Source organism: Alteromonas sp. C1M14, assembly GCF_018860965.1.
Taxonomy (GTDB): Bacteria; Pseudomonadota; Gammaproteobacteria; order Enterobacterales; family Alteromonadaceae; genus Alteromonas.
The window spans coordinates 24,909-40,345 of the sequence record NZ_JAHKQF010000018.1; the positions used below are offsets into that span (position 1 = coordinate 24,909).

The 15,437-nt window shown below is 45.5% G+C and carries 16 protein-coding genes and 1 tRNA gene; 10 read left to right on the forward strand and 7 right to left on the reverse strand.

Going from position 1 to position 15,437, the window contains the following annotated elements; translation table 11 throughout:
* Positions 1-82: 82 nt before the first annotated feature.
* The 4 genes from KO501_RS16575 to glpG are packed head-to-tail and all read left to right on the forward strand — an operon-like array spanning position 83 to position 3,482.
* Positions 83-1,276 carry a glycine C-acetyltransferase gene (locus KO501_RS16575; protein WP_216030808.1) on the forward strand — a complete coding sequence of 398 codons (1,194 nt, stop codon included), beginning with the start codon at positions 83-85 and terminating at the stop codon, positions 1,274-1,276.
* A complete protein-coding gene (gene tdh, locus KO501_RS16580; RefSeq protein WP_216030809.1) occupies positions 1,276-2,298 on the forward strand; it encodes an L-threonine 3-dehydrogenase in 1,023 nt (340 codons plus the stop codon). The genes KO501_RS16575 and tdh overlap by 1 nt, the downstream gene beginning before the upstream one ends.
* 6 nt (positions 2,299-2,304) lie before the next feature.
* Positions 2,305-2,616, forward strand: coding sequence for a thiosulfate sulfurtransferase GlpE (gene glpE / locus KO501_RS16585; RefSeq protein ID WP_216030810.1), 312 nt, complete (start codon positions 2,305-2,307; stop codon positions 2,614-2,616).
* Positions 2,617-2,618: 2 nt separating this feature from the next.
* Positions 2,619-3,482, forward strand: coding sequence for a rhomboid family intramembrane serine protease GlpG (gene glpG, locus KO501_RS16590; RefSeq protein WP_216030811.1), 864 nt, complete (start codon positions 2,619-2,621; stop codon positions 3,480-3,482).
* Here glpG and KO501_RS16595 read toward each other — a convergent pair.
* Positions 3,479-3,892 (reverse strand): flagellar basal body-associated protein FliL, encoded by a 414-nt coding sequence (locus KO501_RS16595; RefSeq protein WP_216030812.1) that lies wholly within the window; start codon positions 3,890-3,892, stop codon positions 3,479-3,481. The two genes, glpG and KO501_RS16595, sit on opposite strands and share 4 nt — an antisense overlap.
* A gap of 169 nt (positions 3,893-4,061) precedes the next feature.
* Between KO501_RS16595 and KO501_RS16600 the strand changes: the two genes are divergently transcribed.
* Both KO501_RS16600 and ubiA read left to right on the forward strand, forming a co-directional pair.
* Positions 4,062-4,601 carry a chorismate lyase gene (locus KO501_RS16600; RefSeq protein ID WP_216030813.1) on the forward strand — a complete coding sequence of 180 codons (540 nt, stop codon included), beginning with the start codon at positions 4,062-4,064 and terminating at the stop codon, positions 4,599-4,601.
* Between the two features lie 2 nt (positions 4,602-4,603).
* Positions 4,604-5,482 carry a 4-hydroxybenzoate octaprenyltransferase gene (ubiA, locus tag KO501_RS16605; RefSeq protein WP_216030814.1) on the forward strand — a complete coding sequence of 293 codons (879 nt, stop codon included), beginning with the start codon at positions 4,604-4,606 and terminating at the stop codon, positions 5,480-5,482.
* A 45-nt stretch (positions 5,483-5,527) separates the two neighbouring features.
* Here ubiA and KO501_RS16610 read toward each other — a convergent pair whose 3' ends face one another.
* Positions 5,528-5,785, reverse strand: coding sequence for an accessory factor UbiK family protein (locus tag KO501_RS16610; RefSeq protein ID WP_216030815.1), 258 nt, complete (start codon positions 5,783-5,785; stop codon positions 5,528-5,530).
* 116 nt (positions 5,786-5,901) lie between these two features.
* Here KO501_RS16610 and rep point away from each other — a divergent pair, with 116 nt between their 5' ends.
* Positions 5,902-7,920 carry a DNA helicase Rep gene (rep, locus tag KO501_RS16615; RefSeq protein WP_216030816.1) on the forward strand — a complete coding sequence of 673 codons (2,019 nt, stop codon included), beginning with the start codon at positions 5,902-5,904 and terminating at the stop codon, positions 7,918-7,920.
* A gap of 11 nt (positions 7,921-7,931) precedes the next feature.
* Here the strand turns inward: rep and KO501_RS16620 are convergent, their stop codons facing one another.
* Positions 7,932-10,511: an EAL domain-containing protein gene (locus tag KO501_RS16620; RefSeq protein WP_216030817.1), complete on the reverse strand. Its 2,580-nt coding sequence runs from the start codon at positions 10,509-10,511 to the stop codon at positions 7,932-7,934.
* A gap of 168 nt (positions 10,512-10,679) precedes the next feature.
* Entirely contained in the window at positions 10,680-11,042 is a 363-nt protein-coding gene (locus KO501_RS16625; protein WP_216031120.1) for a c-type cytochrome, read from the reverse strand.
* A 277-nt stretch (positions 11,043-11,319) separates the two neighbouring features.
* Between KO501_RS16625 and KO501_RS16630 the strand changes: the two genes are divergently transcribed.
* A tRNA-Arg gene (locus KO501_RS16630) sits at positions 11,320-11,396 on the forward strand.
* A 64-nt stretch (positions 11,397-11,460) separates the two neighbouring features.
* Here KO501_RS16630 and KO501_RS16635 read toward each other — a convergent pair.
* The 3 genes from KO501_RS16635 to KO501_RS16645 all read right to left on the reverse strand — a co-directional run bounded on the left by KO501_RS16635 (position 11,461) and on the right by KO501_RS16645 (position 13,893).
* Complete coding sequence (locus KO501_RS16635) at positions 11,461-12,774, reverse strand: type II toxin-antitoxin system HipA family toxin (RefSeq protein WP_216030818.1); 1,314 nt, start codon at positions 12,772-12,774, stop codon at positions 11,461-11,463.
* Positions 12,774-13,040, reverse strand: a complete 267-nt coding sequence (locus tag KO501_RS16640) for a helix-turn-helix domain-containing protein (RefSeq protein ID WP_216030819.1) — start codon at positions 13,038-13,040, stop codon at positions 12,774-12,776. The genes KO501_RS16635 and KO501_RS16640 overlap by 1 nt, the downstream gene beginning before the upstream one ends.
* A 382-nt stretch (positions 13,041-13,422) precedes the next feature.
* Complete coding sequence (locus KO501_RS16645) at positions 13,423-13,893, reverse strand: hypothetical protein (protein WP_216030820.1); 471 nt, start codon at positions 13,891-13,893, stop codon at positions 13,423-13,425.
* Between the two features lie 387 nt (positions 13,894-14,280).
* Here KO501_RS16645 and KO501_RS16650 point away from each other — a divergent pair, with 387 nt between their 5' ends.
* Positions 14,281-14,865: a DUF3299 domain-containing protein gene (locus KO501_RS16650; protein ID WP_252728534.1), complete on the forward strand. Its 585-nt coding sequence runs from the start codon at positions 14,281-14,283 to the stop codon at positions 14,863-14,865.
* A 343-nt stretch (positions 14,866-15,208) separates the two neighbouring features.
* Positions 15,209-15,361 carry a hypothetical protein gene (locus KO501_RS16655; protein WP_216030821.1) on the forward strand — a complete coding sequence of 51 codons (153 nt, stop codon included), beginning with the start codon at positions 15,209-15,211 and terminating at the stop codon, positions 15,359-15,361.
* The last annotated feature ends 76 nt before the right edge of the window (positions 15,362-15,437 follow it).

Consider the following 15,437-nt stretch of genomic DNA (forward strand, 5'->3'; position numbering starts at 1 on the left):
GTTTTGCATTGGAATGCAAAAAAAGGGTGTACCCTTGCACTGTCTCTCATTAGAATACGTTTTTTTCTCATTGGAGAGCGTCATGTCAGAGGCATTCATTACCCATTTACGTGGGCAATTAGCTGAATTGAAGCAAGACGGGCTGTTTAAAGAAGAGCGCGTTATTACATCACAACAACAGGCGGATATCGCTGTTGGTGAAGGTAATGAAGTTATCAACTTCTGTGCGAATAATTACCTGGGTTTGGCCAATCATGAAGCATTGATTGAGGCGGCGAAAAACGGGCTCGACAGTCACGGTTTTGGCATGGCGTCAGTGCGCTTTATCTGCGGTACCCAAGATATCCATAAGGCACTGGAACAAAAAATCAGCGGCTTTTTAGGTACCGAAGATACTATTCTTTATCCTTCCTGCTTTGATGCCAATGGTGGTTTATTTGAAACCCTGCTGGGTCCAGGCGATGCCATCATTTCTGACGCTTTAAATCACGCCAGTATTATAGACGGCGTACGTTTGTGTAAAGCCAAACGGTATCGTTATTTAAACAATGACATGACCTCCCTTGAAGACCAGCTAATTCAAGCCAATGCAGATGGTGCTCGCTTTAAAGTGATTGCCACTGATGGCGTGTTTTCTATGGATGGCGTTATTGCCAACTTAAAAGGCATTTGTGATCTAGCCGACAAGTACGATGCCATGGTAATGGTAGATGATTGCCATGCTACCGGCTTTTTAGGCGAAAATGGTCGAGGCAGTCATGAATACTGTGACGTAATAGGGCGGGTGGATATCATCACCGGCACGTTAGGTAAAGCCATGGGCGGCGCATCAGGCGGTTATACCTCAGGCAAAAAAGAAGTGGTTGAATGGTTACGTCAGCGCTCGCGTCCTTATTTGTTTTCTAATTCTGTGGCACCGCCTATCGTTGCCGCATCGTTAAAAGTATTCGACATGATGGCCGATGGCCATGCTTTGCGGGAACAATTATGGCGTAATGCGGCTCATTTCCGTACCCGTATGGAAGAAGCTGGCTTTACTTTGGCAGGTAACGATCACCCTATTATTCCGGTAATGCTGGGCGATGCCAAGTTAGCTAGCGAGATGGCAAACAAGCTATTAAGTAAAGGAATTTACGTGATTGGCTTTTCCTACCCGGTGGTACCGAAAGGAGAGGCTCGCATTCGCACTCAAATGTCCGCAGGCCACACGTTGGCACATGTAGATAAAGCCGTTGATGCTTTCATCGAAGTGGGTAAAGAGCTAGGGGTTATCTAATGAAGTCATTAGTGAAAGCGCACCGAGAGCCGGGTATATGGATGCAAGACACGGCTAAACCGGAAGTTGGCCATAACGATTTATTAATTAAGATCCGTAAAACCGCTATCTGTGGCACCGACATGCATATCTATAATTGGGATGAGTGGTCGCAAAATACCATTCCTGTCCCGATGGTCGTTGGTCACGAGTACGTAGGCGAAGTGGTTGGTATGGGGCAAGAAGTCGCCGGCTTTAAAATTGGTGACAGAGTGTCTGGAGAAGGCCATATTACCTGTGGTCACTGCCGTAACTGCCGAGCTGGGCGTCGTCACCTTTGTCGCAATACGGAAGGTGTAGGTGTTAATCGTGCTGGTGCCTTTGCCGAGTATTTGGTTATTCCGGCGTTTAACGCGTTTAGTATTCCCGATAATATTAGCGATGACATGGCGGCTATTTTCGATCCTTTCGGTAATGCGGTGCATACCGCGTTGTCTTACGATTTGGTGGGTGAAGACGTACTTATTACCGGCGCCGGCCCTATTGGTATTATGGCGGCAGCGGTGGCTAAACATGTGGGCGCTCGCCATGTGGTGATCACCGATTTAAACCCTTACCGTCTTGCGTTGGCGGAAAAAATGGGCGTTACCCGCGCGGTTAATGTGGGAACCACACAATTGTCTGAGGTAATGGAAGAGCTTGGCATGAGTGAAGGTTTCGATGTGGGCCTGGAAATGTCTGGTGTCCCCGTGGCTTTTCGGGACATGCTCAATAAAATGAACCATGGTGGTAAAGTGGCCATGTTGGGTATTCCACCGAGTGATGTTTCGGTGGACTGGAATCAGGTTATTTTTAAAGGATTAAATATAAAAGGCATTTACGGTCGTGAAATGTTTGAAACCTGGTACAAAATGGCTAGTCTGTTACAAAGCGGTTTAGATCTCTCGCCTATTATTACCCACCAGTTTGACATAGATGACTTTCAGCGTGGGTTTGATACTATGGGGTCTGGCCAGTCCGGTAAAGTCATTCTTAATTGGTAGTTTAGCATGTCAGAGTTTCAGCATATTAGTATTCAAGATGCCGCCGAGCGACTTGAAGAGTTTGTCATTGTGGACATTCGTGACCCTCAGTCTTTTGCCGCCGGACATATGCCCACAGCATTAAACTTGAATAACGAGAATTTCGCTGATTTTCTGGCCGCCACTCCGCCAGAAAAGCAGGTGCTGGTGGTCTGTTATCATGGTGTAAGCAGCCAACAGGCAGCCAACGTCATCGTTCAGCAGGGCTACGAAACCGTATTTAGCATGGATGGTGGTTTTGAGGCTTGGAAACTCACCCAACCGGTAGTGACAGCCTAAACGTGAGTTCGCCATTAATCGCAATTCGCAACGAAGGGTATGCCCATCTGCTGGCAAATTACCTCACAAGCCAACAAATGCCAGCTCATGTGGCGCCTTATTCAGAAGACGGTGAATACCTTGTCATACTGGAACAGGAGTCTCATCTTGCGACGGCACGTAATATCTGTGAAGAATTTGTCAGACAACCACAACACCCTAAATACCAGCAAGCAGCCTGGGAAAACGGTGAAAGGGTAAATCTTCATCCCTCCAAATCCAGTAACTTAAATTTAGCGTCTTTGCTTAAATGGGCGAAAGACGCGCCCTTTACCGCAACCATTCTGGCCGTGTGCACCTTGGTGTATGTGTTATCCATACTTGGCTTTTTCGGTACAGTGGGGCAACTGCTTAAAATGGAGCCCTTTTCCCAATTGGGGCAAAACCATGAATACTGGCGCTTGATCACACCAGCGTTTCTTCATTTTTCTGCGGTACATTTTATTTTCAACGTACTGTGGTGGAGTATGCTGGGGGCGCAAATCGAGCGTAAGCTTGGCATGTCTATGCTACTAATGCTTTTTTTAGTGTCGGCGTTAAGTTCCAACGTGGCGCAGGCGATTGTTAGTGGGCCGGCATTTGGCGGCTTATCTGGCGTGGTGTATGCGGTGTTAGGATTTGTTTGGTGGACAGGGTGGCTAAAACCGGCTTGGGGGCTGTTTATACCCCGGTCAATCGTTGGTTTTATGCTGGTTTGGCTGGTGTTAGGTTATGCTGATGTACTTTGGGTGAGCATGGCAAATACGGCGCACACGGTGGGCTTAATTAGCGGTTGTGCCATGGCCGCGTTACTGGCCTTGGGGTCGAACCGCAAAAAAGCCCGTTAACCTTGCGCCAAATACTTGGTGAAGATGACATCTTTGATAATGGTTGCGCCGGTTTCTTTACGCATATGATCCTGCAAGGCTTTTAAGATGGCCAGTCGAATATCTTCTCTTCCGGTTAGCGACTTTACTTTTTCTTCTGGCTGCTGACCAAAAATCTCAATGGTGGTGGCCCGCAGCAGCGGCATATGATGCTCGGCAATTTCCAGCATATCCACATTTTCAATCATCAATTCTACGGTAACGCGAATATATCCAAGTTTGCGCGAAGACGGGCTGATGTAGTTGGTAATAATATCAGGCTCTAACCCTAAGAAAGCGTATTCCTGTGGGGTTTGGCCGTAAGCGGTAAGGCTAAAACTGCCGGTAAACAGGCTAAGTAATAGTAAGAAACGAGCGGATAACTTTTTCATAGGGCGCATGAGCAAATAAAAGCGTTAGAAACCAAGTGAATGTAGAGTTTAGCAAAAGCTAACGAATAAACACGAATTAATCTAAAACTATGAGTATGTAAACGCGGGCATATGGGCGTGATGGAATACCAATGGTAAGATACCGGCTTCTTAATTATTGGTGTATGTATTGTTGGAACTCGCATATTCATTTCCCGTTGGCATAGACACACAGTGGCAAGACGTGTCTGCTTTTAACCCGTTGTCTGCTATGGCCCAATCTTGGCTGCTAGATACCGGCTCGTTAACCGAGCGTATTGAAAGCATGGCCGATGACTTTGCTGTGCACGTAGTGGGCGAAGGTGATGTACCTTTACACGCCAATGAAACCAATGTGTTAAAAGGGCCCGCAGAAGACTACCGAGTAAGAGAAGTCTTTTTGCATCATAACCATACCCCTTGGGTATTCGCGCGTTCGGTGATCCCACAAGCGTTAGTCACTTCTGAGTTTGCCGGCTTAGGTAACCAACCACTAGGTAAGCGCCTGTTTAACGATGCCCGTTTTAGCCGTGGCGAATTCGAGCTATGCCAAGTCTGTATGTCATCGTTGTTTGGCGCACCGTCAACCTTGCTGTGGGGGCGTCGCTCGTGTTTCCACTTTCAAAACCTTGAATTGCTGGTGGCTGAGATCTTTCTACCCACTTCACCTATTTACGAAAAGGCGCCGTGATCATGGCAATAGCACTGTCGGCCTCAAACTGGCGAGCATATGTACAACTTACCCGACTGGATAAACCCATTGGGATATATTTATTGTTGTGGCCCACCGTTTGGGCGCTGATTATTGCCGCCGATGGCGTGCCTGATATTGGCATCACCGCCATATTCATTGCTGGTGTGGTGCTTATGCGCTCGGCAGGGTGCATCATAAACGACTATGCTGATAGGAAAGTCGACGGCAGTGTTAAACGCACGGCGTCTCGTCCCCTTGTTTCAGGTGCGGTTACGGAAAAAGAGGCGCTTCAGTTATTTGCGTTGTTAGTGTTTATTTCATTTTTGCTGGTTTTAATGCTGAATTGGCAAACCATTGCGCTTTCGGTGGTGGCGTTACTCTTAGCCGCTTGTTACCCGTTTATGAAACGCTATACCCACATGCCGCAAGCCGTGTTAGGGGCTGCATTTGGGTGGAGCATACCCATGGCATTTGCAGCTGTTACCGGGACAGTGGCCATTGAAGGCTGGTTGCTTTTTGTGGCGAACCTTAGCTGGACTATTGCTTACGATACTTATTATGCCATGGTAGACAGAGACGACGATGTCAAGATAGGGGTAAAATCGTCGGCCATTTTATTTGGTCGCTACGATCGCACTATCATTGGTTTATTACAGGTGATAACACTGGTATTGCTGGCAATTATCGCAATGCGCTTGCATTACGGTTGGGTGGTGTATGCGGGGCTAGGTGTGTGTAGTGGATTGTTTATGGCGCAGAGGTATCAAACCCGACACAAAGCGCGTATGGCGTGCTTTAAAGCCTTTTTAGATAATCATTATGTGGGATTGGTGTTAGCAGTCGCACTGGTGCTCGACCGGGTTATACTTGCAGGATAACGTACTTTTTAGTGCAAATATAACCCGTACACAGAATGCTTAGCATTACTTTATTTTAGCGTTTTGTTCGGCTTCCAGGGCCGCTAAACGGCTTTCCATGGCTTCAAGCTTTTCGCGGGTACGTATTAATACCTGGCTTTGAATATCAAATTCTTCGCGACTAACTAAGTCTAATTTACCGAGCTGAGATTGAAGAACCTGCTTTATCCGTGACTCGGCATTTTCAGCCATAGAGCGTACGCCTGGGGGTACGGCTTCAGAAATTTGTTTGGCTATTTCTTCCAGTTTTTTCGGATCAAGCATAGGATTTCCTTTATAATGCGCGTCATCATGTAGTTGCTACGTATTTTAAAGAGATGCGGAGCACATGCAACGAAAACTATCTTTCTCATAACCGAATTACGTCATTCCCACTGCCTATGAAACTCAATGATGCACAACAATCTGCTGTGACGTTTGTCTCTGGTCCCTGTTTGGTACTGGCCGGAGCGGGCAGTGGAAAAACTCGCGTGATCACCAATAAAATTGCTTACTTGGTGCGTGAATGTGACTTACCTGCCAGACAAATCGCGGCGGTTACCTTTACTAATAAAGCTGCCCGGGAAATGAAAGAGCGAGTAGGGCAAACCTTGGGGAAAAAAGAAGCGCGTGGATTAAAAGTCTCTACGTTTCACACGCTAGGGTTAACCATCATTAAAGCCCATGTCAAAGAATTGGGGCTTAAACCGGGTTTTTCACTCTTTGATGATAAAGACTCGATGGCGCTGCTAAACGATTTGACCGCTGATACCATCGATGGTGATAAAGACCAACTTAAGATGCTACAAAGCTGTATTTCCAACTGGAAGAACGATTTGATCCTGCCTGATGCCCTCGCTAAACAGGCAAAAAGTGCCGGGGAAGGCGAGTTTGCTGAGGCCTATCGTCAATATCAAAATCATTTGCGAGCCTACAATGCCTTAGACTTTGATGATTTGATATTGTTGCCCACCTTGCTTTTACGTCACAACGAAACCGTACGACAGAAATGGCAAAACAAAATTCGTTATTTGCTGGTGGATGAATATCAGGATACGAATACCAGTCAGTATGAATTGGTAAAGCTGCTAGTAGGAGAGCGTGCACGGTTTACCGTGGTAGGTGACGATGATCAGTCTATTTATTCTTGGCGTGGCGCGCGGCCGCAAAATTTGCATTTGCTGCAGCAGGATTTCCCGCGCCTTAATGTGGTAAAGCTGCAACAGAACTATCGTTCATCGGGGCGTATTTTGCACAGCGCCAATATTCTGATTCAAAACAACCCACATTTATTTGATAAAACCTTATTTTCAGAAATGGGTTACGGCGAACCGTTGCGCGTAATTACCGCTAAAAATGAAGAGCACGAAGCCGAGCGTGTGGTGGCGGAGCTAATAGCGCATAAGTTTATGAATCGCACCAATTATAAAGATTACGCCATCTTGTATCGAGGGAATCATCAAAGCCGGTTGTTCGAAAAGCTGCTTATGAGTAACCGTATTCCCTATCGCATTAATGGCGGTATGTCTTTCTTTGGCCGCACCGAAGTTAAAGACATCATGGCGTACTTACGGTTGCTGGTGAATCAGGATGACGACAATGCCTTTTTGCGGGTGGTAAATACACCCAATCGAGGTATTGGCCGTGCCACTTTGGAAAAGTTAGGTAATTTTGCCAATGAATTAAAAATGTCGCTGTTTGCGGCCGCTACTCATTCAGGGTTATCCGGTGTGTTACCGGAAGCGGCGTATCAGCGAGTGGCTGGGTTTGGCCGATGGGTGGTAGAAACCGCCGACAACATAAACCGTGGCGATAGCAAAGCGGTATTGCGGGATATGATCCGCTCTATGCAGTACGAAGAATTTTTGTATGAACAAAGCCCTAGCCCTAAAGCGGCTGAGATGGCCATGGCCAATGTCAGTACCTTATTTGGTTGGGTAACCGATATGCTAGAGGGCAACGATTTAGACCCGCCGATGACCATGCAGGAAGTGGTAAACCGGTTAATCCTACGTGACATGATGGAGCGGGCAGAAGAAGACGGCGAAACCGATCAAGTGCAACTGATGACCTTACATGCATCAAAAGGACTGGAATTTCCGGTGGTGTTTTTAGTGGGCATGGAAGAAGGGTTGCTGCCTCATCAAAGCAGTATCGACGAGGACAATGTAGAAGAAGAGCGCAGATTGGCTTATGTGGGGATCACTCGGGCCCAACGTGAACTTATTTTCAGTTTGGCAAAAGAACGTCGACAATTTGGTGAAATAATCAATCCAGAGCCCAGCCGGTTTCTTTATGAGCTTCCTAGCGATGATTTGCACTGGGACGAGAAAAAAGTGAAGCCGTCAGCCGAGCAGCGCAAAAAAACCAATGAAGCTGGGCTTGCCAGCTTAAAAGCGATGTTAGGGAAATCTGAATAGTAGGGCAGGGACTAAATTGGCTGAGGTTCGCTAAGGGCTTTACCTTGCCCATAATGGCATTCTATTTCATTGAGGGCTTTAAGTTGGGTTTTTGAATCGACGCCTTCGGCGATAACGTCAAAGTGCAGGTGTTCAGAAACCAGCATCACCGATTGAATCAACTTAAGATTGCGCTGAGACCGAGGTAACGACTTTATAAATCGATGGTCTATTTTGATAAAGTCGAAAGGGTAAGCAAATAAATAACTCAACGAAGCAAGGCCGCTACCAAAATTATCAAGTACTAAGGTTACACCGGCGCGTTTAAGCTTTTTGATGGCCGGTAAGATAAAGCTTGAACGACGGTTTAAATCATTTTCATCGAATTCAAAGACCAAACGGTCTGCAGGGACTTCTAACCCTTTAATCAAATTGAGTATTTTTGATACCAACGACGCCTGCAAAAGGTGATTGATGGAAATATTCACCGCTATTTTTGTGATATTGCCCTTTTCGCTTTCGCTGTTATTTAGCAGCACACATGCTCTGCGTAATTGGTAAAGATCCAAATCCAGCGTTAACCCGCTTTGCTCTGCCACTATGCGGAATTGTTCTCGGTTTACTTTGCCATAGTGGGGATCTACCCAGCGTACATACAATTCGTGATACAGCACTTGCTGGGCTTTTAAATCAACAACCGGTTGTAAAAAGCATTCAAACTCTTCATCCCGCAAGGCGCGTCGAAATTCGTTTTCTAGCTCTAATTCTTCTAATAAGCGTTCGCGCATGGATTTGTCGAACATCACAAAGCGCCCGCGGCCCAGCGTTTTTGCTTGGTACATTGCGGCGTCGGCGTCGCGGAGTATTTCGTCCGCAGAGCTGTAATAAGGTTCTAGGTGAGCAATACCAATACTGGCCCCAGAGTACATTTCTTTGTCGTCTAAAATAAAGGGCTCGGAAATAGATTCAATGATGCGGCAGGCCACCTCTTCAACATCTTCGGCACTGGCAAAATTATCCAATAACACCACAAATTCGTCACCGCCAAGACGGGCAAGTAAATCGTGACCGCGAATACACAATGAAATACGCCGAGCAACCTCAATTAAGAATTCGTCTCCGGCATGGTGGCCAAGGGTATCGTTAATAATTTTAAATCGATCAAGGTCGATAAACAGTACGGCAAATAGGTTATCTGCGTAGCGTTGCTTGCTGGCAATGGCTAAATCTAACCGATTGGTAAACATGGCCCGATTGGGCAAGTCGGTTAAACTATCGTGATGGGCATCGTGAATAAGCTTAAGCTCAATTTCTTTACGCTCTTCGATTTGTTGGGTAAGAAACGCGTTGGTGCGATCGAGCTCTCGTGTTCGTTCTTTTACTCGTTCTTCTAATTGGGCGTTATAGCGTTGAATAGCTTCTGTGCTGCGTTTTCTTTCCATTGCCGTGGCAATGTGATGTGACACAAAGCGTAGTAGCTCTAAATCGCGGGATGTGTACTTTGCCAGTTTGCCGTAGGTTTGAACTGCAATAACACCACAAATGGCGCCGTCTACCACAAGCGGTGAGCCCAACCAAGAATTGGCACTTTTTAACATGTTCTGGGCAACGGTGACATCCAGTTCCCCAGCTTCTGCCAATTCTAACACCCGCGAGGGGTTTACCAATTCGGTTTGCCCAGTGCGTAGTACCAGTTCTGTCAGTCCCAGCCCTAACGCACGCCTTGACGGACCTTTCGTGGTCGTGTCGTTGTAGTAAGGAAAATCAAGATAACTGCCGGATTGATCCAAAGTAGCGATAAAACAGTTTGGTGCACTAATCAGGCGCGTGAGTATTTCATGAATGCTGGCATAAAAGGCATTCATGTCGCCTTCAAGGTTGGCGGCTAATTCCGATATTTCAAATAACGCATGCTGCAGGGTTTCTATTTTTTGGCGCTCTAAGATTTCTTCTTGCAGTTCGTCATTAATTTTACGTAATTGGCGGGTACGGTCACGTATGGTGCGTTCGGTAAGTTCTCGGTTTTTTACCCTATCGACAGCGGTAACAATGTGCTGGGAAACAAATAGTAGTACTTCTAAATCTTCTTGAGAATAGAACACGGTATTGTCATAGGTTTGTACCACCATGGCACCAATCACTTGTGAGCCACGCTTAAGAGGAACACCAAGAAACTGATGGGGAACGGCGCCTACCATTTTGATGCCAGTACGTTCAGTAAAAGACTTGTGATCTTCACCATGAATAAAGAGGTGCTCGCCAGAGCGGAGAATATGGCCGGTAAGACCGTCCATTAGTGTTTCGGCAGGTATTTGCTTAATGGTTTGTTCGTCGAACTCATCAACAAAGTAAGCAAAGTTAATTACGTTTGCATCAGGCTCATAAAAGGCCACGAAAAAATTATCAGCATTCATGAAGTCGCCGATGATTTCGTGTATGGCCGGATAAAGGCGGCTAAGATTACTGACAGAGCTTGCAAGCTCTGAAATATCAAATAATGCCTTTTGTACCCGTTCTGAGCGTTTGTACTTTTCCGTAAGTTTCTGTAATTGCGGGATGAGTTCTCTAAGCTCTTCCTCTGACAACTCGTACTGCGTCGACCCTGAAGTCATACTGATGTGCCGTATTATTATTTTAGGTATTGTTCAGTATTAAATTAACCGATTTGTGCAAATAACGCCACTTTTTGCAGCAATTTTGAGCGGAAATTCGTAAATGTGGGGAAAGGTATGAAAGGGAATACATGTCGGCCAGTAAGGGTTACTGGCCGTGAAGGCTATTTAGATACCTTCGATCATGTATTCGATGGCGGCTTTAATTTCATCATCGCTACAGTTGCCACAAGTTCCTCGTGGCGGCATGGCATTTAAGCCATTTAACGCGTTAGCCCATACGCCGTCTAAACCTCGTTCGTCTAAACGTGGTGTCCAGTCTTCAGCGTTGTGAAGGCGTGGTGCACCAAGTACGCCTGAGCCGTGACATGCCACACAGGCACCGTTGTACACGTCTTCCCCTGAACGGGCTGCAGATGCCCCAGCTGCAGCGGTTTGTGCACCTGCCACATTTAAGCTGCCGTAGGGTTTAATACGTTCTTTTATCGCTTCGTCTGTCATTTCCTGAGCGTGGGCTGTGGTTACACCCATTGCCAATACTACAACACCTAACAATGCATTTAGTTTCACATCTGTCTCCAGGCTACGGTCTTATTAATCGGTAATCGCCTGATTATAGCGGTTAAAAAGTCTCCGACAACATTTTGCACACAAATACCTATAAAAAGTGTGTGAAATGCTGATTTAACGCTAATCTCGTGCTAAAGGCGACAAAGAGGTTGAAGCGAGGGCGTTGCATCAGTATGATATCGCTCCCAATTAAGGCTGCTCGTCTTCGAGCCTTTGCACTGCCTTATACGTAAGATATCCGCCCCTAGCTCAGCTGGATAGAGCGCAGCCCTCCGGAGGCTGAGGTCAGAGGTTCGAATCCTCTGGGGCGGGCCATTTCTCTCTTTTTTGTTCTGATGAACGAGTTTGTGAACTAGTGAGCAAATAGCAGAGCTGTCCGCTATCCTTTCAGAAAAGTCGTTATTTTGCGCAGGCAAGTGATCGTGCGTTCGGTTATGATCTCACCTACACCCATATCAAAATGTGCATTCGCCTGCTTGAGGGTGGAAGTCAGTGCTTCCTCTACCTTTTCGTCTAAGGAGGCTAATATGCCGAGTGTTTGCTCCTTATCTATACCTTGCCGCTTGCCGTGCTCTGGCCAGTGCAGAGGCATAATTTCATTCCATTTGTAGTGTGTATTTTTACTATGGACTTTCATTGCCATTTTTATTTTTTTTGCCTGGATGTTCCCTTGGCCGAAGTAGGGATAAGCACTTAACACATCGTAGAAGGGCGTTAGACGGTATCCATCCTGATTCAGTGCGATGCTGAAGTTTTTTGCATGCCCATCAATCGCAGCAAGCAACCAAAATACGATTTGCACACGAAAGAATTCGAGTCGATCGTCGTATGCGTTTTTTGAGCTAGACAGCAGTTCCATGACCTGCTGAGAACCCGGGCCACCATTTTCCTCGTACTTTGAGCCACTCACTTTCCCTAATGCCTGACACATATCCTCTTGGGGAAGCCGGAAAATAGTGTCGCCCTCGATTCTGCGATCAAAGCGTTCCACCACCAATACCTTCTGGTCTTCAAATTGCGCAATTTCACAATCTGCCACATTCAAGCCCAGGTTTTTCATAAACGTCTGGCAGAACCATTCGTTGTCTACACTCGAAGATAAGTCTATTCCCAAGCTTTCATGATGAAGAATGGGTGGCTTAAAGATATGTGTGGTTGGGGTTGAGCCATGTGGTCGATACCATCTTCCTTTCCATAGGGTTAGTGCGGTCTTCTCCTGCGCTCCAGCAAGAGAAATTCTGAAGTCATCATCTGAATTCATACCTAACACCTTTTCAAGACGAGTTTCTCTGATAATTTGTGCGACTTCACCTTCAGATAATGGAGTAAGCGACAGCGGAGGCATTTCTCCTGTTGCAGGCGTTTGAGTGAATGTGAGCGCACCCACACAATCTTTTCCAACCTTGGCTAACAAATCGAAGGGCTTGGCACTATCAGCTCCTAAGCGGTCTTTCATATGCTCTCTGATAGCGCTTGTATCCGGCAGCAAATTATCAAAATAAGCATGTACAGCTTCTCCTGTTATTTCAGCTCGTTGCATAGGTAAGCTTAGGGAGATAGCGCGACCTCCCTCTACCTCTAGCCAGTTGGGGTCGTACTTAAAGCTCATACGTCCATTTTTTAGATACAACTCACCCACAGGAAATCCGTTCATTGAGCAAAAGAGTGTGCGGGTATATGATTTTCGTCCCATCAGAATCTCAGTGATTTTTTCGCCAGTGGGGTAGTCAGTGTGAATACTTCATCCTTGGACGGGTTGTCGACCTTCAACGCTAAGTCTAGTGACGCACAAAGTTTGATGAGCATATCGACCGATACTTTTTCAGTCTTGGTTTCACAGTTAGAAATATCCCGTTGATATACGCCAATGCGTTTTGCTAAATCAGCTTGAGTCCATCCTTTGGCTTTTCTACTGTCCTTGATAATGGCGCTAAGATCCTTGGGCGTATTAATCTTCATGTTCGTCTCTTATACCGATTTTTGTATAAAACAAAAATATACGAATTTATGTATAAATTCACTATATACGTAAATATGTATAAATCAAGTTTATACAGATTTATGTATAAGAAAACCAACCTAGTCAAAGCGTCAATTCCTACACTAACTAGGCCAACAGTGTTGATTGATATGACTTTCCCGAATTTTGCAACGCGCTAAATTATGGCGTTACGCTTGCGTCAGGGTGAAAAGTGGACAAATTGTCCATACTGAAAGTACCACTTTTGTGATCTAAAGTGTGACCACGACCGATTTGATGGGTCCTAAGTGGCGCCCTCCGGAGGCTGAGGTCAGAGGTTCGAATCCTCTGGGGCGGGCGATTTCCTTTAAATCTAATTGACTATGTCGCAGAAATTCTAAGCCGTTTTTCCACAATAATGGGCATGTCTTTACGCACGGCAGAAATTCTTACGCGAACATTCTTTGCATCATCAGGCGCCGCTTGAAACTGTACCGACCGATCACCGCTTATACGGGTTAAGTAAATTGGAGAGTTTTCTAATATCTGTACCCCTTTACTGCTGACCACTTCTACTTTTACATTGTGGTAGTCGGGGTGAATATTATAGTGAATGGTAAATGCGCCTTTATTCACAGAAGTATTGTAGTTAGAGGATAGGGAGACATCCAAAGGGACGCCTTTAGGTGGCTTAAAGTGTTGCAGCATTACCGGGTGCAATGCGGGTGATAAGGGGGGAAACTGGGGTATTTTGCTGGTGCCATAGTCGTGATACTGGCAGGCTAGGCTAGATGCCGAAAACAGTACACAAAAAAAGTACCCAAGAAAAAGAGAGCGTTTTATCATCATCATGCCTAATTTGTTTTTCGAGTAGTAAAAAGTTTATCGATATACCCGCAGTAAAAAATTCAATAATTGGCCGCTGCGTAGTAAGCAAAACCAACGTACTTTATTGTTTCTAACAGAAGATTCTGGTGACAAATAACCGATACAACCAAGATGGTTAAATTCTAACCTAGCAAATAGATTGTGTTTTGGTCAAGGGGTATTGCTAGCCTATGGGCTAGCGTAACGGGGTTGCTAGGTAGGTTGCTTGGTATCTAACGTGTTGTCAGTACTATGGGAATAGTGTGAATGTACGCCCTACACTTCACCGGTGTTATGCAGTAGTATGCTATTTAGACTGTGGTATTTAAGTCTTTCATTTCTACGAACTACAATTTAAGCGTGGTATTAAAATTGAACACTAATATAGCTGCACGTCGTTGTTATCGATACGGCATGATGTCTTTGCTTTTACTTATATCCACTTTTACCCAAGCAGCTAGTAACCCCACTTATGAAGAAGTTGAATGGGTGGCACTAATGCCGGAAAGTGATCTTGAGGCGTTACTTGATCCGCCAGAATTTTTAGGGGAAATTAAAGACGGCAGTGAGCAAGATTCCGTTGCCGCGTTGTCAGATATGGAAGGGAAAAGTGAGAATGCCCAGCGCTTTCAACAGGCGTTAACGTCTACCCGTGTTATCGAAGACTTTAACCAAAGAAAGGTGCGTATTCCTGGCTTTATTGTGCCCCTAAATGCGAACGACGATCAGCAGGTGGTAGAGTTTTTCATTGTGCCTTACTTTGGGGCTTGCCTGCATATGCCGCCTCCACCCCCCAATCAAATGATACATGTTACTTTTGAAGATGGTGTAGACTTAGAGCGGCTTGATGTGGCGTTTTGGTTTGAAGGCACCATTAACATTGAAACCACCAGTAATGAAACCGGCATCGCCGCGTATGCCATGTCGTTGGATAATCTTGAAGTGTATGATTTTTAACGCCAAGCATCGCTTTTAGCATGAGCCCGCAAACAGAACAAACAAAGCCCTTTTTTAAGGGCTTTTTTGTGAACGTTGGTGATTGCGAATCTTAAAGGGCTTAGCGTTACTTTTTTGTATCGTAAGACCTTTTGGGACAATTTGGGGACACCTCAAACTAATTTAGTTAGAGGTTCTATAAAATGTCCAACATACCCACATTACTCAAAATTGAACTATTTTTGACGAAAACAGTTCATCGCCCCAATTTCTTTTTAGCTCCATCATTACCTCATGTTTCACAAGAGGTAATGAAAATGAAAATCAAGCTTCAATTATCATCTCCCTTAGCGGGGGGAATGTAATGGCAACTATCACAAAACGAAAAGAGCGCCAATGGCAAGCCAAAATCAGAAGAAAAGGTATAGAAACGATTTCTAAGACCTTCCCTACTAAAGTGCTAGCTCAACAATGGGCAAGACAAATTGAAGTGGAGTTAGATTCAGTAACTATTTAAACTGTAGCTAATAAACGAAATCAGTGTTATTGTTTCTAGATAGTGAGCAGTTAGATTTAGACGTATTAAAAAATAG